This is a genomic window from Sphingomonas elodea ATCC 31461 (assembly GCF_000226955.1).
In the GTDB taxonomy this organism is placed as follows: Bacteria; Pseudomonadota; Alphaproteobacteria; order Sphingomonadales; family Sphingomonadaceae; genus Sphingomonas; species Sphingomonas elodea.
In genome coordinates this window covers 20089-42220 of sequence record NZ_AGFU01000002.1, presented here as the reverse complement: position 1 = coordinate 42220, position 22132 = coordinate 20089, and the positions used below count along the sequence as shown (strand labels likewise).

Sequence of the window (22132 nt, the reverse complement as noted above, 5' to 3'; positions counted from 1 at the left end):
GCCGCAAAGGGGAATATCAATGAACCGCACGATCCGCGCCGCGCTGCTCGCCGCCGTGCTCACGCCGCTGCCCGCGCTCGCCCAGACCGCTGTCGATCCGCGAGCCGAGGCCGATGCCAAGGCGGCCGCCATCGTCGCCCAGCTGACGCCCGAGGAGAAGCTCGGCCAACTGCTCAACGTCGCACCGGCGATCCCGCGCCTCAACATCCCGCGCTACAACTGGTGGACGGAATCGCTCCACGGCGCGCTCGGCACGGTGCCGACCACCAATTTCCCCGAGCCGATCGGCCTTGCCGCCAGCTTCGATGTGCCGCTGGTCCACGACGTTGCCGCCGCGATCAGCAGCGAGGTGCAGGGGCTGCACGCGCTCGCCAGGCAGACCGGCCGCATGGGCCGGATCGGCACCGGGCTGGATACCTGGTCACCCAACATCAACATCTTCCGCGATCCGCGCTGGGGCCGGGGGCAGGAGACCTATGGCGAGGACCCGTTCCTGACCGCGCGAATGGGAGTTGCCTTCGTGACCGGCATGCAGGGGCCGAACCCGGACCTGCCCGACGTGATCGCCACGCCCAAGCATTTCGCCGTCCACAGTGGACCGGAATCGACCCGCCACGAAGCGAACGTGTTCGTCTCGCGCCACGATCTGGAGGACACCTATCTCCCGGCGTTCCGTGCCGCGGTCGTCGAGGGCAAGGCGGGATCGGTCATGTGCGCCTATAACCGCATCGACGGCCGGCCGGCCTGCGCCAGCGACGAACTGCTGAAGGACCATCTGCGCGGCGCCTGGGGTTTCAAGGGCTATGTCGTCTCCGACTGCGATGCGGTGAAGGACATCAGCGACAACCATCACTATGCGCCCGACGGCGCGACCGCGGTGGCGGCGGCGATCCGCGCGGGCGTGGACAATGAGTGCCACACCCAGACGCTGACCGACACCGGCGGGCTGACCGATCGGTATCGCGAGGCGCTGGCCAAGGGGCTGATCACGCAAGGAGAGATCGATCGCACCCTGGTGCGGCTGTTCTCCGCCCGGCTGCGCAACGGCGACCTGCCCGGCATCCGCACGACGGGCGGCAAGCGCAGCGATATCGGCGCGCCGGCGCACCGGGCGCTTGCGCTGGCCGCGGCGGAGAAGAGCCTGGTGCTGCTCAAGAATGACGGGCTCCTGCCGTTGAAGCCGGGCAGCCGCATCGCGGTGATCGGCCCACTGGGCGACGCGACCCGGGTGCTGCGCGGCAACTATTCCTCGTCGCAATCGGGCGAGCCGATCTCGGTGGTCGAGGGGTTGCGACGCGCCTTCCCGGCCGCCAACGTCCGCTATGCGCCGTTCGGCGCCTCGGTGACCGACGGCGATCCGGTGCCTGCGTCCGCGCTGCGCACGCCGGACGGCAAGCCCGGCCTGCTCGCCCGCTACTTCAATCCGGTTACGCCCGCACCGGCCGAGTTCGCGCCCGGCACCTTCCGCGACGCTACCGCCAGGATGCAGTTCGCCGACACGCCGGTGGTCACCCGCGTCGAGGCCGATGTCTCCGCCCGCAGCCTCGATCTGCCGACCGTTTCCGACCATCATCGGACGGTCTGGACCGGCTTTCTGGTGCCGCCCGAGACCGGCACCTACCGGCTGGGCCTGACCGGCTTCGGCGGCGCGATGCTCTTCGAGGGCAAGCCGTTCGTGGACCTCAGCAAGGCGGGCTGGGGCAGCCTGCCGACGATGCGCGAGGTGAAGCTCACCAAGGGCAAGCGCTACCCGATCGAGGTGCGCACCGACGAGCATGTGCTGTCCGGCATCGATCTCGTCTGGAAGCGGATCAGTGCCGATCCGGTCGCCGAGATGAAGGCGGCGGCGGCTGGTGCCGACGTGCTGGTCGCGGTGGTGGGCCTCACCTCGGACCTCGAGGCCGAAGAATCGCCGGTGCAGATCCCCGGCTTCAAGGGCGGCGACAAGACCAGCCTCGATCTGCTGCCGGACCAGCAGGCGTTGCTGGAGGCAGCACGCGCTACCGGCAAGCCCTTGGTGGTAGTGGCGATGAACGGCAGCCCGATCAACCTGAGCTGGGCCAAGGACCATGCCGCGGCGATCCTGGAGGCGTGGTATCCGGGCGAGCTGGGCGGCACCGCGATTGCCAATGTGCTGTCCGGCAAGACCAGCCCCTCGGGCCGGCTGCCGCTGACCTTCTACCGCAGCGTCGACGATCTGCCGCCGTTCGGCGACTATGGCATGAAGGGGCGAACCTATCGCTACTTCACCGGTACCCCGGTCTATCCGTTCGGCCACGGGCTCAGCTACACCAGCTTCACCTACGCCGCGCCGGTGGTGGACAAGGCGGATGGCGGGCCGGCGACCGGGCTGACCGTCACCGCCGAGGTGCGCAACACCGGCAGCCGCGCGGGCGACGAGGTGGCGCAGCTCTATCTCGACTTCCCCGAGGACCCGGGCGCCCCCCGCATCGCGCTGCGCGGCTTCCAGCGCGTGTCGCTCCAGCCGGGCGAGGCGCGGAAGATCCGCTTCACCCTTGCGCCACGCGATCTCAGCACGGTGACCGTGGAGGGGCGGCACCGGGTGCTGGCCGGCGACTATCGGGTGACGGTGGGCGGGGGCCAGCCTGGCACCGGTGCACCGGGCGCCTCCGTCGCCTTCAAGATTGCCAAGCCCGTCGATCTGCCGAAGTGAGCAGGCGGGGGCGGGCGGCGGTGACAAAGCATGTCTCGCGCCGCCGCGCGGGAGCCTGCCGCCCCTCGCGTGCATTTCCGTTTCATCTCGGCTAGTCGGGGCGAAACATGAGGGGGAATTGATGGCGGGTGGCCTGGTCGCATTGCTCGACGACATCGCGGCGCTGGCGAAGCTGGCGGCGGCATCGCTGGACGACGTGGGCGCCGCCGCCGGCCGTGCGGGGGCCAAGGCGGCGGGCGTGGTGATCGACGATACCGCGGTCACCCCGCGCTACGTCGTCGGCCTGTCGCCCGATCGCGAGCTGCCGATCATCGGCAAGATCGCGCTGGGCTCGATCGCCAACAAGCTGCTGCTGATCCTGCCGCTGGCTCTGCTGCTCAGTGCCTTCGCGCCCTGGGCGCTGACTCCGATCCTGATGCTGGGCGGGGCCTATCTCTGCTTCGAGGCGGCGGAGAAGGTTCTCGAGGCGCTGAAGGGCGAGCACCATGCCGACGAGGTCGCCGCGATCACCGACGCCAAGGCGCTGGAGAAGCGCCAGGTGCTGGGCGCGATCCGCACCGATCTGATCCTCTCGGCCGAGATCATGGTGATCGCGCTGTCGCAGCTGCCGGCCGGCATGTCGTTCGTCACGCGGGCGGGGGCGCTGGTGCTGGTGGCGTTCGCCATCACCATCGGCGTGTACGGCGTCGTCGCGCTGATCGTGAAGATGGACGATATCGGCCTGCATCTCAGTCGCGGCGGCGCCAGCGGTGCGGTCGCCGGCTTCGGGCGCGGACTGGTCCAGGCGATGCCGGTTCTGCTCACCGCGCTGTCGCATATCGGCGTCGGCGCGATGGCCTGGGTCGGTGGCGGCATCCTGCTGCACGGGCTGGAGGAATTCGGGCTGGGTACGGTGCCGCACCTGCTGCATCACTGGTCCGAAGCGGCAGGTGCGGCGACCGGCGCGCTGGGCGGTGTGGTCGAATGGCTGGTCTATGCCGCGGGCTCGGCGGTGGCCGGGCTGATCGTCGGCGGCGTCATCGCCGGGCTGCTGCACCTGATTCCCCGCAAGGGGCACTGATCGACTCCCATTCTCGCCAAGCTGCATCGGGACCGATCCCGGCCTCTGCGCGTTCGCCCCTCTGACCAGGGAGACCCCGCATGCCCATCACCATCAACGGCGTCGACCACGCGCTCGATGTCGATCCCCGCACCAGCCTGCTCGATTTCCTCCGCCGCGATGCCGGCCTTACCGGCACCAAGAAAGGGTGCGACCATGGCCAGTGCGGCGCGTGCACGGTGCTGCTCAACGGCCAGCGCATCAACAGCTGCCTGACGCTCGCCGTGATGCACGACGGCGACAGCGTGACGACCATCGAGGGGCTCGGCACGCCCGATGCGCCGCACCCGCTACAGGCCGCGTTCGTGCGGCATGACGGCTATCAGTGTGGCTATTGCACGCCGGGCCAGATCTGCTCGGCCAAGGCGATGCTCGATGAGATCGCAGCCGGCTGGACCAGCTATGTCAGCGACGACGTCGCAGGCACCCCGGTCCTCACCGGGGAGGAAATCCGCGAGCGGATGAGCGGCAATGTCTGCCGCTGCGGGGCCTATTCCAACATCGTCGCGGCGATTGCCGAAGTGGCGGGGGCCCAGGCATGAAGCCCTTCGACTATCAGCGCGCGCATGGCCTTGGCGAAGCGCACCAGTTGCTCGTCGCGGACCGTGCCAGGCCGATCGCCGGTGGCACCAACCTGCTCGACCTGATGAAGCTCGAAGTGGAAACGCCCAGCGCACTGGTAGACCTCAACCGCCTGCCGCTGGGCGGGATCGAACCGCGCGGGGAGGGGCTCCATATCGGCGCGCTCGTCTCGAACAGCGCCTGCGCCGCCGATCCGCGTATCCGTAGCCAGTATCCGGTGCTAGCCCGCGCGATCCTGGCGGGCGCGACCTTCCAGCTGCGCAACAAGGCGACGACCGGCGGCAATCTGTGCCAGCGGACCCGCTGTTACTATTTCTATGACCTTGCCCAAGCGTGCAACAAACGCGCGCCCGGCACCGGCTGCGCGGCGGTCGGCGGGTTCAACCGCATCCACGCGATCCTCGGCGCCAGCGACGCCTGCATCGCCACCTATCCGGGCGACATGGCGGTGGCGCTGTCGGCGCTCGACGCGGCGGTGGAGATCCTTGATGCCAAGGGTGACAAGCGACACGTGCCGGTGCGCGACTTCCACCGCCTGCCCGGCGACACGCCCGAGCGTGACAATGTGCTGGAGCCCGGGGACGTGATCACCGGCGTGGTGCTGCCGGCGCCGGTGGGCGGCACGCAGCTCTACCGCAAGGTGCGCGACCGGGCCTCCTATGCCTTCGCGCTCGTCTCGGTGGCGGCGGTGGTGCATCTGGAGGACGGTGTGATCGCCCGGGCGCGGCTCGCCTTCGGTGGGCTGGCGCACAAGCCTTGGCACGATCCCCGCGTCGAGCAGTTGCTCGAAGGTCAGGCGCCCTCGGATGCGTTGTTCGACGAAGCCGCCATCCTGCTGCTCGATCAGGCCCGCGGGCAGGGCAGCAACGATTTCAAGATTCCGCTCACCCGCCGCACGCTGAAAGCGGTGCTGCGCGAAGCGACGGGAGGTACGCTGTGACTCGCCTGTACACGATGGACAAGCCGGACGAACGCAACCGGCTCGATGCGATGGCGCAGGGCATCATCGGCCGCCCGCTCGATCGGCCCGACGGCAGCGCCAAGACCAGCGGCGTCGCCCCCTATGCCGCCGAATATGTCGTTCCCGACTGCGCGGAGGGCGTGCTCGTCCTTTCAACGATCAGTCGTGGCGAAGTGGTGGAGATCGAATCAGCGCCCGTGCTCGCCATGCCCGGCGTGCTGGCGGTGATCGCCGATCCAAGGATGATCACGCGCTCGGCGCAGGGCGGCGCGGGCAAGTCGCCAGTGCGCGAGATCCAGAAGGTCGACTATTACGGCCAGCCGGTAGCGCTTGTCGTCGCCGAGACCTTCGAGCAGGCGCGCGACGCCGCCACCCGGCTCCGCATCGCCTACCGCGCCGACGATCCCGCTCGTGTCCCGCTGGCGCAGGAGGACGGCCATGCCAGCCACGAATCCTATGGCGAGCCCGTGCAGCGGGGCAATCTCGACGCCGCGATGCGCGACGCCGCGCACGCGGTGGATGTCACCTACACCACCGAAGGCCATGCCAGCGCGGCGATGGAGCCGCATGCCAGCATCGCCGAGTGGGACGGCAATACACTGACTGCCCATTCGAGCCTGCAGATGCTCAAATACAACCAGAAGGAACTGGCCGATGCGCTGGGCCTCAAGCCCGAGCAGGTGCGGCTGATCGCGCCCTATGTCGGCGGCGGCTTCGGATCGAAGCTCGGCATCAGTGCGGAACTGGCTGCGGCGGCGGTGGCGGCGATCGAGCTGGCGCGACCGGTTCAGGTGGTGATGAGTCGCCAACAGGTCTTCCAGTGCGTGATGCGCCGGTCCGAGACGCGCCAGCGTATCCGCCTCGCCGCGGATGCCGAGGGGCGGCTGAGCGGCTTCGGGCATGAGGCATGGGTCTCCAATCTTCCCGGCGAGAAATTCGCGGAGCCCGTCACCCAGGCGAGCGAGTTCCTGTATCGCGGCGAGCACCGCACGCTGCGCATCGATCTCGCCCGTATTCACCGGATGACGGCGGGATCGGTCCGCGCGCCGGGCGAGGCGGTGGGCATGCAGTGCCTCGAAGCGGCGATGGACGAACTGGCGATCACCAGCGGCATCGATCCTGTCGCGCTGCGGTTGCGCAATATCCCCGAGGAGCATCCGAGCCAGGGGCTTCCCTATAGCTCGCGGCGGCTGGCGGAGTGCCTCAAGGTCGGCGCCGATCGGTTCGGCTGGGACGGCACCGATCGCCGGCCCTGCCAGCGTCGTGAAGGCGAATGGTGGATCGGCACCGGCATGGCGACCGCCTGCCGCGTCCACAATCTGAACGAAGCGCAGGCCAAGGTCACGCTGTCGAGCGACGGCACGGCGGTGGTCGAAAGCGACATGACCGATATCGGCACCGGCACCTATGCCATTCTCGGCCAGATCGCCGGCGAGATGCTGGGCCTGCCGCCGGAGAAGGTGCTCGTCCAGCTGGGGGACACCCGCTACCCGCCGGGCTCGGGCTCGGGCGGCAGCTGGGGCGCGGCCTCGACCGGTTCGGCGGTGTTCGTCGCCTGCGAGGCGATCCGCGAGCAGCTGGCCGAGCAGCTCGGCATTGAGGAAACGGATCTCACGCTGAAGGATGGCGAGGCGATCGCCGGCAACCGCCGCATCCCCTTCACCCAACTCCTGACTGCTGACATCAGCGAGACCGGCCATTTCAAGAATGGTGGCATCGACGAGAAGTTCGCCATCGCGATGTACGGCGCCTTCTTCGTCGAGGTCGGCGTCAATGCCTATACCGGCGAAACGCGGGTGCGGCGGATGACCGGCGCCTTCGGACTGGGCCGCGCGCTCAACGAGAAGACTGCCACCTCGCAGTGCCTGGGCGGCATGGTGTGGGGTATCGGCAGCGCCCTGACCGAGGAGCTGGTGTTCGATCCCCGCGACGGCCACCTCGTAAATCATGATCTGGCCGAGTACCATGTACCGGTCAATCTGGATGTACCGGCCCTAGAGGTGGTGCTGGTAGACGAGCGCGATGCTGCCGGGAGCCCGCTCCAAGCCAAGGGCGTGGGCGAGCTGGGCATCTGCGGCGCGGCGGGGGCGATCGCGAACGCCGTGCACCACGCTTGCGGCGTGCGGGTCCGCAGCTTCCCGATCACCCCGGACAAGCTGCTCGAAGACCTGCCGGACGCCTGAGCTCCCCCGTCTAGATCCCCTAAGAAAAGATCAAACCTTATAGTAGGTTAAGGCGAAATGCCGGGCTGGCTACGATTGCCAGCCGTCGCGCTGTCAGCTAGGCATCGTTTCGCGAGCGATGCGTCGGCCTAGCGGGTTGGGCGCCGTTCCCGATCGCCGATTTCGGTCGGCGGGCGACACATCCAGTATGGGGGGACTCTGGGGTGCCGAACTACCCGTTGACGCGATTCTACGGACAGGCAACGCTGAGTGCGGCCGAGGCGGAGCTGCTGTCCGGGTTGGGCGATGCCGAGATTATGTTCCGTCGCCAAAGCGTGATCCGCCGCGAGCGCGAGCCAGTCGATGCCTTCTATCTGCTGCTCGAAGGCTGGGCGAGTTCCGCGATCCGCCTGCCGAGCGGGCAGCGCCAGATCGTCAAGGTCCACATAACGGGGGACATGATGGGCACGCCCAGCATGGTGCTCGATACCGCCGCCGATACGCTGACAGCGATTACCGAGTGCCGGGTCGCCGCGGTACCGCTCACCCGCCTGCGCGAGGTCCTGGCCCGGCATCCCCGCATCGCTGCCCTGTTCTTCATGATGGTGCAGATCGAGCGGCTGGCGCTGATGGATATCGTCGCGGCGCTGGGCAAGTCCTCGGCACGCGAGCGGATGGTGCGGCTGCTGCTCGACCTGCATGATCGCCTCGCCAAGATCGGTGCGGTGGAGAATGCCTGCTTCGACCTGCCGCTGACCCAGGAGCTGCTCGGCGATGTGCTCGGATTGACGGCGGTGCATGTCAACCGCACGATGCGGCTCCTCGAGCGCGAAGGGCTTATCGCACGCCACGGCCAGCGGATCGCGCTCGTCGATATCGAGAGGCTGCACAAGATTTCGCCGGTGCCGCCCCGCAAGGTCCGCTTCGACCCGGTCTGGCTGCCCGTTCCCGGCGAGATGTAAGCCGGGCTCAGCCGAGCAGCGCGTCCACCGCGTCGAGCAATTCGCGCTCGCGGAACGGCTTGCGGAGCTGGGGGACGTCGCCGGGCAGATCCTCGGCGGCGTCGGTATAGCCGGTCAGCAGCAGGAAGGGCTGGGGCATGCCGGCGTCGCGGGCGCGGGCGATGAACTCGCCGCCGGTGCCGCCGGGCATCATATAGTCGGTGATGATCAAGGCCGTGCCCGGCGCGTCGGCCAGGGCGGCCATGCCCTGGCTGAGCGATTCCGCCTCGGCCACCTGATGGCCATGGGCGCGCAGCACTTCGGCCGCCGCTTCGCGCACCGCGGGATCGTCGTCGACCAGCAGGATCTCGGCGGTGCGGGTTGGGCGGTCGCGCGCATCATCGGCGACGGCGGGTGGCGCGTCGGTCACCGGCAGGATCAGCGTCGCACTGGTGCCCTGGCCGGGCGCGCTTTCCAGCACCAGCCGGCCGGCGGATTGCTCGGCGAAGCCATGCACCATCGACAGGCCGAGGCCGGTGCCGCGATCGCCCGCCTTGGTGGTGAAGAACGGCTCCATCGCCCGGCGCAGCGTCGCCGCATCCATGCCGCAGCCATCGTCGTGCACCGCCAGTGCGAGATAGTCACCCCGGGCCAGCCCGCGCAGATCCTCGCGGCGGGGCGGACGGGCGGCGATCACGATGGTGCCGCTGAGCCGCCCGCCGGTCTTGATCGCGTCGCGCGCGTTGATGACGAGGTTGAGCACCGCCAGTTCCAGCTGGTTCCGATCGGCGCGGACGGGCGGCAGGTCTTGGGCGCTGTGGATCGTGCAGCCGATCGTCGGCCCGACCGAGCGCTGCAGCAGTTCGTGCAGGTCGGCCAGCATCGTCGGCACATCGATTGCCTCGGGCGTCAGCGCCTGGCGCTTGGCATAAGCGAGCAGCCGCGCGACCAGGCTGCGGGCGCGTTCGGCACTGTGCGTCGCGCTGTCGATATAGCGTTGTGCCTTGGGATCGTCGCCGGTCCGTCCGCGCAGCAGGTCCAGCCCGCCCAGGATCGGGGTCAGCAGGTTGTTGAGGTCGTGCGCCACGCCGCCGGTCAGCCGGCCAAGGGCTTCCAGTCGCTGTGCCTGCACCGTTGCCGCCTGACGCTGGCGGTATCGTCGCAGTTCGACCGCAAGGGCGAAGGCGAGCGCGGCGAACACCGCCAGGGCCAGCACCCCGCCGCCGACCAGCACCCATCGCGTCTGTCGGGTGAGCGCTGCGAAACTCCCCCGCGGCACCGCCACTTCGACGCGCCAGCCGCTCTCCGGCACGGAGGTGACGATCGCCGCCATTTCCTCGTCGCCGACCGTGCCGGATTGGGCGACCACGGTGCCGCGCGCGTCGATCAGCCGGAGGCGCCAGTCCGCAGGGACCGACTCCGTATAGAGCAGGTGCTGCATCGCGCGGACCGGCACCACCGCGGAGACGACATAGCGCGGCGCCCCGTCCTGGATCACCGGCGCGCGCACGGCGAAGGCGGTCATCCGGTCGGGGCCGGGCACGACAAGGCCCACCTGCGGTTGTCGCGTGCGGATCGCCGCGGCCAGGCTGCCGGGTTCGACCACCTTGCCCAGGGCGCCGCCGATCGGCTTGGGCAGGTCGAGAACGCGATTGCCGTCCAGGTCGGCGATGCTCAATGCCGCCCAGTCGGGATGATCCTCCATCAGCCGCAGGCCGAGGCGGGTGAAGATCGGGCGGTTGATGCCGGAATCGAGCGACGGCGAGCGGCTGATCATCTTCACCGCATCCAGTGTCGCCGCGATCTCGCGGCCGACGAGCCGCGCGGTGGAACGGCTGGCGAGCGCCGCCTGGCGATCCAGCGCTGCTCGCTGCTCGCGCAAGGTCACCGCACCATAGGCCGCACCCAGCACGACGATGGGTAGCAGACCGGTCAGACCCATGAGGATCAGCGAACGTCGCACTAGACCTGTCCCCCCTACACGGGCTGATCCTGCCCAATTAGGGAGTTGGCATGTATTTCACTAGGATTGTCAAACCTATATCCTGGATCAATAGCTAGGGTGTAACGAGATGGGACGCTCTGCCGACAGGTGCGGCTTCGCGTTCGGCCGCACGTGGGGTCCAGGCAACTAGGCAAGTTTTTCCTAGCGTCTCCGCCCGATGCAGGTGCCGCTGTTCCTATAAGAGACGGACGGGAACGTGTTGGTGTCTCCCGACGTGCAGTGGAGCAGGCCTTGGCAGACCGCATCCTTCGATCGAACGGCGCCCGGCCGATGCGTTCCGGGAGCATGCGTCGGTGAAGATCCTCTTCTATCTTCCGGTGGCGACGCCCTGGTGGTTCGAGCAGGTGTTCGAGCCGCTGATCCGCCGCACGGCGAGCGTCGCGGAGGTCCACGTCCTTGCCCCCGCGCCCTGGCAGAATACCGGCATCGGGCCCGACCAGCTGCGGCGCTGCGCCGATCTGGACGGCGTGCAATGGTCGATCATCGACGATCCTGCGCATCCGAGCCTGCGCACCGCACCCGTCGATCGCGACGAACTGATCGCCTATGTCCGAGGCCTGGCGCCGGATTTGGTGCTTTGTCGCAGTGCTGATATCGAGACGCCGCGCCATTTCCCCGGCATCGTCCGCCACATGATGGAGGCGGTGATCACGCCGTTCGATCTGGGCGCGCGGCCGAATACCATCTATTTCACCGACACGCTGTTCGCCAATGGGGTGATGCCCGCACTGTCGGACGTCGAGGCTGCACGCATCGATGCGCTGATTGCTCCGCATTGGGAGGACATGCTGGCGCATTGGCGCGCCACCGTCCCGGATCGCGCGACGGTATTCGGTGCGCTGGGCTTGCCGATGGACCGTCCGGCGGTCCTGCTGCCGCTCGAATATGCCCATGAAGAGAATTTCTACCTCGCTCATCGCCCGGCCGGACTGACCGACGCGGCGCTGGTCGGCCGTGCCGCTGCTGCCGCGGAGGCGGTCGGCGCGACGCTGGTGGTGACCGATCACCCGCTCAACACGCTCTATGTCGATCGCGAGCCGCTCCACGCCGCGATCGTGGCACTCGGCACGCCGATCCTCGTCGATCCGGCGGCGCTCGACCTGGCGCCGACCACGGCGCTGCTTGCCCATGTCGACGGCGTGCTGCTCCATGATTCCAAGACATTTGCCACCGCCGCGGCCTTCGGCACACCGATGCATCGGACGTCGCGGTTCGAAAGCGCATCCTGGCTCCACATGGAAACCGATCTGCCCCGCTTCTTCACCGCCATTGCCGACGGCACGGCCGCCAGGCCCGACATCGCGGCCGCGCGCCGCTGGTTCGGCTATCATTATGCCAACGAGGCCTTCCACCCGACCGATCCGGCGCTGACCGGCGCGATGGTGGTCCAGCGTGCGTGCAAGCCGTTCGATCCCGCCCGCTGGGAAGCGGGGCTGGGCCTGCTGGAACGCTATGCCGCGCGCGAGGAGCTGGCGGCATGAAGCTCGGTGCCATCGTCCGCGCGCCAGATGCGCCCCCGGCGGCCGCGCTCGCCTGGGCCGGTGAGGTGATCGCTGCCGAACGCCGCGCATTGCAGGCGTTCGAGGCGGTGCTACCGCCCTCGCTGGCCGATGCCGTCGCCGCGATCGCCGGGCAGGCGAGCCCGCTCACCTGCCTCGGCATGGGCAAGTCCGGGCTGATCGCCGCCAAGGTTGCCGCCACCTTCTCCAGCCTCGGCACGCCGGCCTTCGCGCTCAACGCGGGCGAGGCGGCACATGGCGACCTGGGGGCGGTGCAGGACGGCAATGTCGTGCTGCTCTTCTCCAACAGCGGCACCACCGACGAGATCGCGCGCATCCTGCCGCTGCTCAAGGCGCGTGCCTGCCTGCTGATCGGGGTGGTCGGCCGACCGGATTCGCCGCTCGGTCGCGCGGTCGACATCCTCATTCCCGCCATCACCGCCGGCGAGGCCGACCATATCGGCATGGCGCCGACTTGCAGCACCACGCTCCAGCTCGCGATCGGCGATGCACTGGCGGTGGCGGTCAGCCGGTCGCGCGGTTTCACCCGGACGGACTTCCTGCGTCACCACCCGGCAGGCCTGCTCGGCCGCCAGTCGATTCCGCTGCGAACGCTGATGCGCACCGGCGATGAGCTGCCCAAGGTCGGTCCCGATGCGCCGGTCGCGGACCTGCTCGCCGCGATGTCCGCCGGGCGGATGGGCGCGGCCTGTGTGGTCGATGCCGACCAGCACCTGCTCGGGCTGGTGGTCGACGGCGATGTGCGCCGCCACTTCCAGTCGCGCCGCGACGTTTACGACACCCCCGCGGCCACGTTGATGCAGCCCCACCCGCAAGTGATCGACGTCACCGCGACGCTGGGCGACGCGCTGCTGCTGCTTCGCGAGCATGCAGGGGGATTTCTGGTTCTGCCCGTGGTCGACGGGGAGGGACGTCTGCACGGCATGTTGCATGCCAAGGATATGATGAATGGCTAAGCCCCTGAAGATCGTCGCCTTCGTCCCCGCCAAGGGCAATAGCGAGCGCGTCTCGGACAAGAATACGCGGATCCTGGACGGCGAGCATCTGTTCAAGCGCAAGCTGCTTCAGGCGCTCGACTGCCCGGCGATCACCGAGGTCTGCCTCGATACCGAGAGCAAGGCGATGGCCGACATGGCGAGCGACCTGCCGGTCACCTGGCTGCAGCGCCCGGCCGGGCTCGCCACCAACGCCACCGACGGGCACGGCATGTTCGCCTGGGAATGTTCGCAGCGGCCGGATGCCGATATCTGGATCCAGATGCTCTGTACCGCGCCCTTCGTCACCGCCGAGACGATCGGCCGGGCGATCGATCGCCTGCTTGCTGATCCTGAAGCGGACAGCCTCGTCGCGGTCACCCGCGCCAAGCAATATTGCTGGACGGGGCAGGGGCCCGTCTATGGCACCGGCCGCGTTCCCAACAGCGTCGAGCTGCCGGAGACGATCGTCGAGGCGATGAGCCTGTACATCGTCCGCCGTACCGGGGAGGGGCCTGCCACCCGCCGCTTCGGTACGCGACCGATCCTGTTCGACCTCGATCCGATCGAGCAGATCGACATCACCCACCATCACGATCTGGTGATCGCCGAAACCGTAGCCGCCGGATTCCGCCAGGCCGAGGTGACGCGATTCCGGGCAATGCTGCCGCACCTTTCCTCGCCGGTGCTGTCGGATATCCTCAAGGAGCGCGGCCACCGCGTGGTGCTGCCCAAGGCGCTGCGCCCGACGAGCGGCGGCAAGTTTCTCGGCCGTGCCAAGACGATCGAACTGGCGGCGCTCGCCCAGCGGCCCGATCGCTCGCCCGACGGGCCGTGGCACGGCATCTACGGCGCGCTGCAATCCTATCGCTTCGTGCGTCCGGGCGACGTGATCATGGTGGCGACCGACGTCCCCGAATATGCCTATTTCGGCGATCTCAACGCCAATCTCGCGATCCGATCGGGCGCGGTGGGTGCGGTGATCGACGGCGCGACGCGCGACACCGCCGATGTGCGCGCGCTGGGTCTGCCGGTCTATGCCCGCGGCCAGACCTGCGACGACATCAAGTATGAAGGCACACTCAAAGCGATGAACCGCCCGATCACGATGGGCGAGGTCACGATCGCCAACGGCGATGTGGTATTTGCCGATGCAGATGGGATAGTGGCCATCCCGCGGGCGCTGTGGCCCGAGATCGAGGAAGCCGCCTGGAACGTGCTCTCCAACGAGGCACGCATCCGCATGGCTGCGGCGCGCGGCCGCGACGTGGACGCGATCCTCGCCGAATGCGGTGCGTTTTGAAGGATTTGAAGATGAAGACGGTCAAGGTCGGTGCCCTCGAAATCGCCAATGACAAGCCGTTCGTGCTTATCGCGGGGCCCTGCGCGATGGAGAGCCGCGACCATGCCTTCTTCATGGCCGAGGCGCTGACCACGCTCTGCGCCGCTCTCGGCATCGGGTTCATCTACAAGAGCTCGTTCGACAAGGGGAACCGCACCTCGATCGACGCGCCGCGCGGCATCGGGATGGATGCGGCGCTGCAGGTGTTCGCGGACCTGAAGGCGCAGTTCGGCTGCCCGGTGCTCACGGACGTGCATGATGCCGGCCAGTGCGCGCCGGTGGCCGAGGTGGTCGACGTCCTGCAGATCCCGGCCTTTCTCTGCCGCCAGACCGATCTGCTGGTCGCAGCCGCCCATACCGGACGCGCGATCAACGTGAAGAAGGGCCAGTTCCTCGCGCCCTGGGACATGAAGAACGTCGCCAAGAAGATCGCGTCCTCCGGCAACGAAAACGTGATCCTGTGCGAACGCGGCGCCAGCTTCGGCTACAACACGCTGGTGAGCGACATGCGGTCGCTGCCGATCATGGCGGAGACCGGCTATCCGGTGATGTTCGATGCCACCCACTCCGTACAGCAGCCGGGCGGGCAGGGCACGAGTTCGGGTGGGCAGCGCGAATTCGTTCCCACCCTCGCCCGCGCGGCCGTGGCCGTGGGCGTGGCGGCGGTGTTCATCGAGACACACCAGGCCCCCGACACCGCCCCCAGCGACGGCCCCAACATGGTGCCGCTCGATCAGATGCGGGCCCTGCTCACCCGGTTGAAGGCGTTCGACACCCTCTCCAAACAGGTCTGAGCCTGCCTATGCTCAGCGGCTGAGCCGATCCTGCAGCGTATCGATCCGCTTTGACGCCTCTGCCTTGGAAAGATCGCCCTCGATCGGCGGCTCGCCCGCTTCCTCCAGCAGCGTGGTGAGGTAGGAGGCCTGGGCGCCCGTCATCGGATCGTCGCCCGAAACCCAGTTGTCCGGGTCCTTCTCGGTGTTCGAACCCGGATGCTCGTCGAGCTTCGGGTGGTGCAGCGTATCGGTCATTGCTGCCTCGCCAATGCTCTTGTTGTGTTCGAAAGGCCGATCAGCCGGGCAGCGTCACGCTTGCAATACTGTCCGGTGCATCGTGGAGTCGCAGGTAGAGGGATTTGCCCGCCGGCTTCGGCAGGGAGAGGCTGGACCCCACGAAGCCGAGCGGCACCTGCGTCGCTTGGGCGAAATCCGCGCTGCCGCTGACAGCCGCCACGACGAACAGGTCGCGTCCGGCGAGCGTGCAATGGGTGCCTTCGGCCGGGCAGGTCAGCCCGCTCAGCACCGGTAGTCGTGCGACGGCCACCAGCGGCTGCCAGTCGCCAACCGCGCCATCCTGCACCAGCCGGAAGCGCAGCGGCCCCGCAACCCCCGGCCCGAACAGCGCGCGCGGCGCAAAATGCGCCACCACGACATCCTTGCCGATGCGCTGCAGGCCGCCATCGCCAAGGTGCAGCTGCGCGACGCGCCCGTCGCTGCCGGTGATCTCCACCACACCGCTGTCGCCGAGCGTTCCCCGCGTCACGCGCAAGGAAAAGTCGATTGCGGTGTCGGCCGGCAGGACGCCATCCGGCAAGGTGATCGCAAGGCCTTCCTTCGCCTGTTGGGACACGGCGGCCCGGCTCAGGACCGTCGCCAGCGGACGCGGGCCTGCCGAACGCACGGCAAGCTTGACGCTCCGTCCATCGCGCAGCCGCACCACGGCCTCGCCGTCGCCGGCAGGAATGGCGGACTCCGCCGTCATCGCCAGCCGGTCGCCCTTGCTGCCGCGGGACAGCGCGCCCGCGGCGAAGTGTAGGCCTTTCCAGTCGAGCCCCGTCACCTGATCCAGCCGGGCGCCTTCCAGCATGCCGCCCTGATCGCCTTCATGGACGACGAAGCGATCCAGGCGGCTCGCCTCCAGCCGGGCGGTGAGGGGGATGGTGTCCGGCGGGGCGGTGCCGAAGCGGACGACGTTGAGCGTCAGAGACCCTGGCTTCACGTCCTTGAGCGGCAGGGTCATGGTCAGCTCGTCCTGACCGGTTACCTTGAATGGAACAGGCGTACGGGTGCCGCTGGCGTCGCTCAGCGCGATCTGGCTGACGCAAAAGGCGGCACCGCCGTGCAGCAGCAGCGGATGGTCGCGGCCGACGACGACATTGCTGTCCGGCGTCGCGCGCCAGGCGCCCATCGCGTCGAGCTGTACCGGCAGGCGCGGGCCCGAAAAGCCGTCGAAGCCCCAGCGACCCTGCAGCACGGCGTTTGCGACGGTACCGATATCCGCCGGCAGGCCGCCGTCCAGCCGTACGCCGCCCTTTTCGACATCGGGGGTCACGGCCAGGTCGCGGCTCTTGCCGTCCGTGCCGGTAACCCGCACGGACATGTTGCGGCCGAAATCGGTGGCGTAGAGCAATGGCGCGTCCTCCAGCGGCAGCGTCAGCCCGGGTTTGGCGAGGCACACCGGCGTCGGCCCGCCGGCCTGCCAGATGGGCGGAGAGGCGGCACCGAGCGGCGGCAGCGGCGCGACCAGCACCGAACGCGGGTTCTGGAACGAAGGCGCGCTGTTGAGCAGCAGCTTCAGCGTGTCGCCGCGCCCGATCGCGATGGCCGGGAGGTACTGATATTGCGGGCTGCGGAACGCGCCGAACAGTTTCGCCACGTCGCGCGCCAGACCGATATAGGGGCTGTAGAAGCCGCCGCCGCCCTGGGGCGTCGCGGCAAGGCTGTAGGCGAGGTCCACCGGTGCCCCCGTCAGTGTTTCTGCCAGCGTCGTGCCGCGCTGCGCCTGGAGCACCAGCGAGTCGCGATTCTGGGTGAGGCAGGCGGCCTGCAGCCCGCGCGGTCGGGTGAGGCATTCGGCATTGAGCTTGATGCGCAGCGCATTGGCGAGCACTGGCGCATCGGTCGCCAGCCGCTCGGGCGCGCTCTCGCCGATCCGTGCGATCGCCGCCACAAAGGCATCCAGGCGGGCGCGATCAAGCGAAGCCTGGAACATGTCCTGCGCCGCGCGGACGAACACGCCCGGCCGTCCGCGGACGGTGTCGCGCACGGCATCGAAGCCGCCGCCCGTGTCCGGCGCGAGCAACAGCACCGCCTGCTCGGCGCCCTTCGGCACCTCGATTTCGAGTCGGTTCTTCTTCTTGTGCCAGGTTTCTGCGACGAAGAACCAGTCCTTGGGTGGCGGGTTGGTCGCGCCGCGCAGGAAGGCGATGATCAACAGATAGCGGGCAGACTGGTCCGGTGGCAGCACCGCCTCCGCCGTCAGCTTGTCGCCCGGCAGCAGCGAGGGAACGGCCCCGATCGGCAGCGTCGCGTCGCCGCGGGTGACGCTTAGCTTCAGGTCCGGGCCGACCAGGTCGAAGGCGTTCTGCTGGGCACGGGCGGGGAGGGCGATGGCGAGCAGCGCCAGCAACAGCGGGATCAAGGGCATGCGAAGCATGGGCGCCGCTATAGGGGAAGCGGGCAGGGCAGGGCCACCGGCCAAGCGACGAGCCGTTGTGCCGTCACTCGGCGACGTTGTCCGCCACCCAGGCGCGCCGCTGGCCGAGCGGCTGGGGCGTGCCGGTGGTGGTATCCTGCTCGGTCTGGTGCTCCAGTTCGGAGTTCAGCTCGGCCCCAAGCAGCAGGATATAGGCGGAGAGATACAGCCAGGTAAGCAGCGCGACGATGGTGCCCAGCGCGCCATAGGTCGCATCGAAGCGTCCGACATACCGGACATAGGCGCCGAAGCCGAGCGTCAGCGCCAGCCAGGCGAGGGCGGCGAACAGCGACCCGGGCGTGATCCAGGTCCAGCGGGGACGTGCCCGCGACGGTCCAAACCGGTAGAGCGCCGCCGCCCCCGCCGCGCCTGCAAGCGTCAGCAGCACATGGCTGACGATCTTGCCCACCACCAGCAGCGCATCGGGCGCGAAGGGCAGCAGCCGGTCGAGCGCGCCAAGCGCCGTCATCGCCAGCGCAGCCAGAATGGCGGCGATCACCGCGCCGACGGTAATGCCCAGCGCGGTCAGGTTCACCCAGAGGAAGCTGCGTTTCTCCTTCTCCTCATAGGCGATGTTGAGTGCCGAAATGATCGCACCGGCGCCGTTGCGCGCGCCGAACAGCGCGACAGCGAGGGCGATCAGAATGCCGAGCCCCTTCTCGTCGTCGGGGCTGTGGACGAGGGCCAGCAGCTGGTTGCCGATGACGCCGGCAATGTCGCGCGGGAGGACGGCGGAAAGCGCCCGCACGTCGTGCAGCACGGTCGCGGCATCGGCGATGAGGCCATAGCACAGCACGATTGCGCCGAGCAGCGGCACCAGGGCGAGGAAGCCATAAAAGGCGACGCCGGCGGCGATCAGCCCGACATTGTCGTCGCCCGCCTCGGTCCAGCTTCGCCACAGCACCGATTTCCAGCCCGCCCAGGGCATTGCCCACGGGCTCTGCGCATCGCGCCCCTTCCGGTCCATCCTATCCTCCCCCGTTCGCCTGCCGCAGCAATCAAGCGCGCGGGCCCGGGGGGCGGTTCCGGTCTGCCAGCAATTGACCGATCGGCTGAATCGCGTGGTTCGATCGTCCAGCCTTGGGACATGTCTATAATGGGGGGGAGCCTGCCCGCGCGCGGGCGTCGCCGGTCATCCGCGACGGAAAAACGGGAGAATGCCGCCATGTTCGAGTCCTCGATTCTTTCGTCTGCTTCGGCAGCAGATGCCGTGGATCATGCGCGGCAACGGTTGGAGGGCGAAGGTCTGGGCGGTCTCGGCGCCGCCTTGGCGCCATTCGATGGCTTGACCCCGGCAGAGCTGCCGGCGCTGTCGGGCCTGTTTGCGCGGGCGATTGCGCTGCTGATCGAGGGTTTCCGCGCCGATACCCGCTCGACCGCCACCTACGCTGCGATTGAAGCGGTCCCGCCCGGCCTGGCCGCGCTGATGTTCGACCTGGCCCTGGACGGCATCTTCGGTGACGGTCCCCGGGATGTGACCACGCTGAACGAGGTGGGGCTGCTCACCCTGGTCGGCCTGTTGTCGTCGGCGGGCGCGCATGAACAGGCAGCAACACTGATCGCGCAGGCGCGGGAGCATGGCAGCAGCCCCGGGCTGCTGCGCGCAGCCTGGATCGCGCGTTGTCGCTGGGCCGGGTGTCCCCACGAGCTCGCTGCCCACCTTGCCCCTGCCGAGCTCGGTTTCCCGGACATGTCGGCCGCACGCGCGCGAATCGACGCCGCCGGGCTGGACATTGCAGCACACCGTGCCCGCCTGCGCTTTGCACTCGCTGCCGACGATCTGGGGGCGGCTGGCGAAGCGGTGGGCGTCGCGCTTTCGCTCCCTCTGGGCGATGGCGAGAAGAGTCCGCTGGTGCCTGAACTAGCGCTGTTTGCGGCACGACTGGCCGCAACCGGCGAGCTTTCGGCATTGAGTAGGGATCGCCTGCGCTGGGCCTTCGCCACTGCGCCGACGATCACCGCTGCCGCTGCCGATCTGCTTGCGCAGCAATCGGCGGACGGCACCATCCCGTTCCTCGATCCGGCCGAAGCGGACTCCGCGGTGGCGCTGTTGCGGGGCTTTGTCGCACCCGCGGCCACGCCGGCGGTCACCGGCTATCCGATGCGAGACGGCAAGCCGCATGTCGACATCGTCTGGCTGGAAATCACCAACCACTGCAATCAGAAGTGCACCTTCTGCCCGGACATGTTCCGCGAGGATGCTCGCGCCTGGCTGCCGCTGGAGCAGGTCAAAAACCTGATCGACCAACTTGCCGACACGCTCAGCGTCGGCTCGATGCAGCTGAACGCCTATGGCGAGCCGCTGCTGCACCCGAACATTGCCGAGATCCTCGCCTATATCCGCGAGCGCCGGCTGCCGTTTCCCACCTTCTTTACCTCCCATGGCATGACGCTGGTCGACAAGAAGCTGAAGCAGCTTTCCGGCAATTATCCGTCCGGCATCGCCATCTCGCTGCACAACGACAGCCAGGAATCCTACGAGGCGACGCGCAGCCACAAGATCGGCGATTACGAGACACTGGTCGCCCGCGTGACCGCGCTGCTGCGCCAGATGGCCCGCGAGCGGGCGCCGTCGCACCTGCGGCTGTACCAGATGGTATCGAACCAGGCGGTGGACCTGCGCGTCGACGAGGTGACCCGAAACGCCTTTCCCGATACGCCCGAACGCATGCTTGCCCATCTCCGCAAATGGGAGGCGATCGCCGCGCGGATCGTGGAAGCGCTGGATCCGGCCACCGGCGCGCGAGCCTATACCAATGATGAAGCGCATGTCTTCGATGCGTTTGCGAAAGCGCGGCATGCCGATTCCCACCATCTGCCGATCCTCAGCTGGGTCGATCAGGACGGCGCCACCCAATATGCCTTCATGTCGCCCCGGCCGGTCGGTACCTATGCCAACCTGCTGCTCGAATATGATCCGCGCTGGGCGGTAGAGCGCAAGCTGGTGAGCCCCTATACCTGCGGGTTCACCAAAGCGCCGTCGCTGGCGATCTTCGCCACGGGCCGGCTGGGCGTGTGCTGCATCGATCTCAACAGTACTGCGACATTCGGTTCCCTGTCGGACTTCGCCACGCTGCACGAGGCGCTGACCAGCCCGCAGGCGCTGCAGATGTTCGCGCAGCTTTCCAACGGTGTCGCCACGAGCCGCGGTTGCCAGATCTGCCTCGGGGGCCCGGAACGGCATTGCGCGAGCAAGAAGCTGCCGGGGCCACCGCGCCCGGCAGGCCATTTCCGCGACGGGATCTAGGAAGGCGCCGCGCCTCCGAACAGCGGCAGCGGGGTCGCATCGGGCCGCTCGAAATTGGAGACGGTCACGCCCACCAGCCGTATCCCTTTGGGGGTCGGCAGCACCAATCGGAGCAGCGCGAGGCTGGCGGCGTGGAGCTGTTCGCGGCTGGTCATCGGCGCGGGCTGGCTGCGGCTGCGGGTGATGATCTGGAAGTCGGCATATTTGATCTTCACGGTCGCGGTGCGGCCGAAGCCTTGGGTGCGCTCGCACCATTCCCACACGTCGTCGGCCTGGCCTAGCACGGCTGCTTCGATCTCGGCATCGTCGGTCAGGTCGCGGCTGAAGGTGGTTTCCGAGCCCGAGGACTTGCGTTCGCGGTTCGGGTTCACCGGCCGCTCGTCCACCCCGCGCACGATCTGGTGATACCATTCGGCGTTGCTGCCGAAATGCCGGGCGAGGAAATCCATCGACTTGGCGCGCAGGTCGGCCCCCGTCTCGATTCCCAGCCGGCGCATCTTCGCCGCCGTTACCGGCCCGACGCCGTGGAAGCGCGAGACCGGCAGCGTCTCCACCCAGGCCGCGCCCATCTCCGGCGTCACCGCGAACTGACCGTTGGGCTTGCGATGGTCCGAGGCGAGCTTGGCGAGGAACTTGTTGTACGAAATGCCCGCCGAGGCGGTGAGGCCGGTTTCCGCCAGGATGCGCGCGCGGATTTCCTTCGCCGTCGCCCAGGCCGTGCCCAGCCGGCGGCGATCCTCGGTCACGTCCAGATAGGCCTCGTCGAGCGACAGCGGCTGGATGAGATCGGTATAGTCGGCGAAGATCGCGTGGATCGCTTGCGACACGGCCTTGTACACGTCGAAGCGCGGGCGGACGAAGATCAGGTCCGGGCAGCGCCTGAGCGCGGTGACCGAGGGCAGGGCGGAGCGGACCCCGAAGGCCCGCGCCTCATAGCTGGCGGCGGCCACCACGCCGCGCGCTGCTGCCGATCCAACCGCCACCGGCTTGCCGCGCAAGCTCGGATCGTCGCGCTGTTCGACCGACGCGTAGAACGCATCCATGTCGATGTGCAGGATCTTGCGGACGGGCGGCGCTGCCATGGCCGGGCTATACTGCCGATCGAACGAATGGGGAACACCGATTCCCGTGCAAATCATTGTGGAGCAGCG

At 68.4% G+C, this 22132-nt stretch carries 16 protein-coding genes; 11 read left to right on the top strand and 5 right to left on the bottom strand.

Features of this window, described 5'->3' with window-relative positions; translation table 11 throughout:
- The first annotated feature begins 19 nt into the window (after nucleotides 1-19).
- The 6 genes from KK7_RS0100550 (at nucleotide 20) to KK7_RS0100525 (ending at nucleotide 8440) form a co-directional block, all read left to right on the top strand.
- On the top strand, nucleotides 20-2674 hold the full coding sequence (locus KK7_RS0100550) for a glycoside hydrolase family 3 C-terminal domain-containing protein (RefSeq protein WP_010542698.1): 2655 nt from the start codon (nucleotides 20-22) through the stop codon (nucleotides 2672-2674).
- Between the two features lie 121 nt (nucleotides 2675-2795).
- On the top strand, nucleotides 2796-3734 hold the full coding sequence (locus KK7_RS0100545; RefSeq protein ID WP_010542697.1) for a DUF808 domain-containing protein: 939 nt from the start codon (nucleotides 2796-2798) through the stop codon (nucleotides 3732-3734).
- Between the two features lie 80 nt (nucleotides 3735-3814).
- Nucleotides 3815-4315 (top strand): 2Fe-2S iron-sulfur cluster-binding protein, encoded by a 501-nt coding sequence (locus KK7_RS19835; RefSeq protein ID WP_010542696.1) that lies wholly within the window; start codon nucleotides 3815-3817, stop codon nucleotides 4313-4315.
- Nucleotides 4312-5295 carry an FAD binding domain-containing protein gene (locus tag KK7_RS0100535; RefSeq protein WP_010542695.1) on the top strand — a complete coding sequence of 328 codons (984 nt, stop codon included), beginning with the start codon at nucleotides 4312-4314 and terminating at the stop codon, nucleotides 5293-5295. The genes KK7_RS19835 and KK7_RS0100535 overlap by 4 nt, the downstream gene beginning before the upstream one ends.
- 14 nt (nucleotides 5296-5309) lie before the next feature.
- On the top strand, nucleotides 5310-7499 hold the full coding sequence (locus KK7_RS0100530) for a xanthine dehydrogenase family protein molybdopterin-binding subunit (RefSeq protein WP_010542694.1): 2190 nt from the start codon (nucleotides 5310-5312) through the stop codon (nucleotides 7497-7499).
- A 218-nt stretch (nucleotides 7500-7717) separates the two neighbouring features.
- Nucleotides 7718-8440: a Crp/Fnr family transcriptional regulator gene (locus KK7_RS0100525; protein WP_029622554.1), complete on the top strand. Its 723-nt coding sequence runs from the start codon at nucleotides 7718-7720 to the stop codon at nucleotides 8438-8440.
- 7 nt (nucleotides 8441-8447) lie between these two features.
- On the opposite strand, the gene KK7_RS0100520 is transcribed toward KK7_RS0100525, so the two are convergent.
- Nucleotides 8448-10382, bottom strand: a complete 1935-nt coding sequence (locus KK7_RS0100520; RefSeq protein ID WP_010542692.1) for a hybrid sensor histidine kinase/response regulator — start codon at nucleotides 10380-10382, stop codon at nucleotides 8448-8450.
- A 335-nt stretch (nucleotides 10383-10717) separates the two neighbouring features.
- Here KK7_RS0100520 and KK7_RS0100515 point away from each other — a divergent pair, with 335 nt between their 5' ends.
- The 4 genes from KK7_RS0100515 to kdsA are packed head-to-tail and all read left to right on the top strand — an operon-like array spanning nucleotide 10718 to nucleotide 15054.
- Nucleotides 10718-11905: a hypothetical protein gene (locus tag KK7_RS0100515; RefSeq protein WP_010542691.1), complete on the top strand. Its 1188-nt coding sequence runs from the start codon at nucleotides 10718-10720 to the stop codon at nucleotides 11903-11905.
- Nucleotides 11902-12900 (top strand): KpsF/GutQ family sugar-phosphate isomerase, encoded by a 999-nt coding sequence (locus KK7_RS0100510; RefSeq protein ID WP_010542690.1) that lies wholly within the window; start codon nucleotides 11902-11904, stop codon nucleotides 12898-12900. The genes KK7_RS0100515 and KK7_RS0100510 overlap by 4 nt, the downstream gene beginning before the upstream one ends.
- A complete protein-coding gene (locus KK7_RS0100505) occupies nucleotides 12893-14221 on the top strand; it encodes an RraA family protein (RefSeq protein ID WP_010542689.1) in 1329 nt (442 codons plus the stop codon). Before KK7_RS0100510 ends, KK7_RS0100505 begins: the two co-directional genes overlap by 8 nt.
- A gap of 11 nt (nucleotides 14222-14232) precedes the next feature.
- Nucleotides 14233-15054: a 3-deoxy-8-phosphooctulonate synthase gene (kdsA, locus tag KK7_RS0100500; protein ID WP_010542688.1), complete on the top strand. Its 822-nt coding sequence runs from the start codon at nucleotides 14233-14235 to the stop codon at nucleotides 15052-15054.
- A gap of 12 nt (nucleotides 15055-15066) precedes the next feature.
- On the opposite strand, the gene KK7_RS0100495 is transcribed toward kdsA, so the two are convergent.
- The 3 genes from KK7_RS0100495 to KK7_RS0100485 form a co-directional block, all read right to left on the bottom strand.
- Complete coding sequence (locus tag KK7_RS0100495) at nucleotides 15067-15291, bottom strand: DUF3072 domain-containing protein (RefSeq protein ID WP_010542687.1); 225 nt, start codon at nucleotides 15289-15291, stop codon at nucleotides 15067-15069.
- A gap of 40 nt (nucleotides 15292-15331) precedes the next feature.
- Nucleotides 15332-17695 (bottom strand): hypothetical protein, encoded by a 2364-nt coding sequence (locus KK7_RS0100490; RefSeq protein WP_010542686.1) that lies wholly within the window; start codon nucleotides 17693-17695, stop codon nucleotides 15332-15334.
- A 64-nt stretch (nucleotides 17696-17759) separates the two neighbouring features.
- Nucleotides 17760-18701, bottom strand: a complete 942-nt coding sequence (locus tag KK7_RS0100485) for a YihY/virulence factor BrkB family protein (RefSeq protein ID WP_010542685.1) — start codon at nucleotides 18699-18701, stop codon at nucleotides 17760-17762.
- A gap of 300 nt (nucleotides 18702-19001) precedes the next feature.
- Between KK7_RS0100485 and KK7_RS0100480 the strand changes: the two genes are divergently transcribed.
- The gene (locus tag KK7_RS0100480) at nucleotides 19002-20981 is read left to right on the top strand and encodes a radical SAM/SPASM domain-containing protein (RefSeq protein ID WP_157999969.1); all 1980 of its coding nucleotides are present in this window, start codon (nucleotides 19002-19004) and stop codon (nucleotides 20979-20981) included.
- Here the strand turns inward: KK7_RS0100480 and dinB are convergent.
- Nucleotides 20978-22063 (bottom strand): DNA polymerase IV, encoded by a 1086-nt coding sequence (dinB, locus tag KK7_RS0100475; RefSeq protein ID WP_010542683.1) that lies wholly within the window; start codon nucleotides 22061-22063, stop codon nucleotides 20978-20980. The two genes, KK7_RS0100480 and dinB, sit on opposite strands and share 4 nt — an antisense overlap.
- Nucleotides 22064-22132 lie beyond the last annotated feature (69 nt).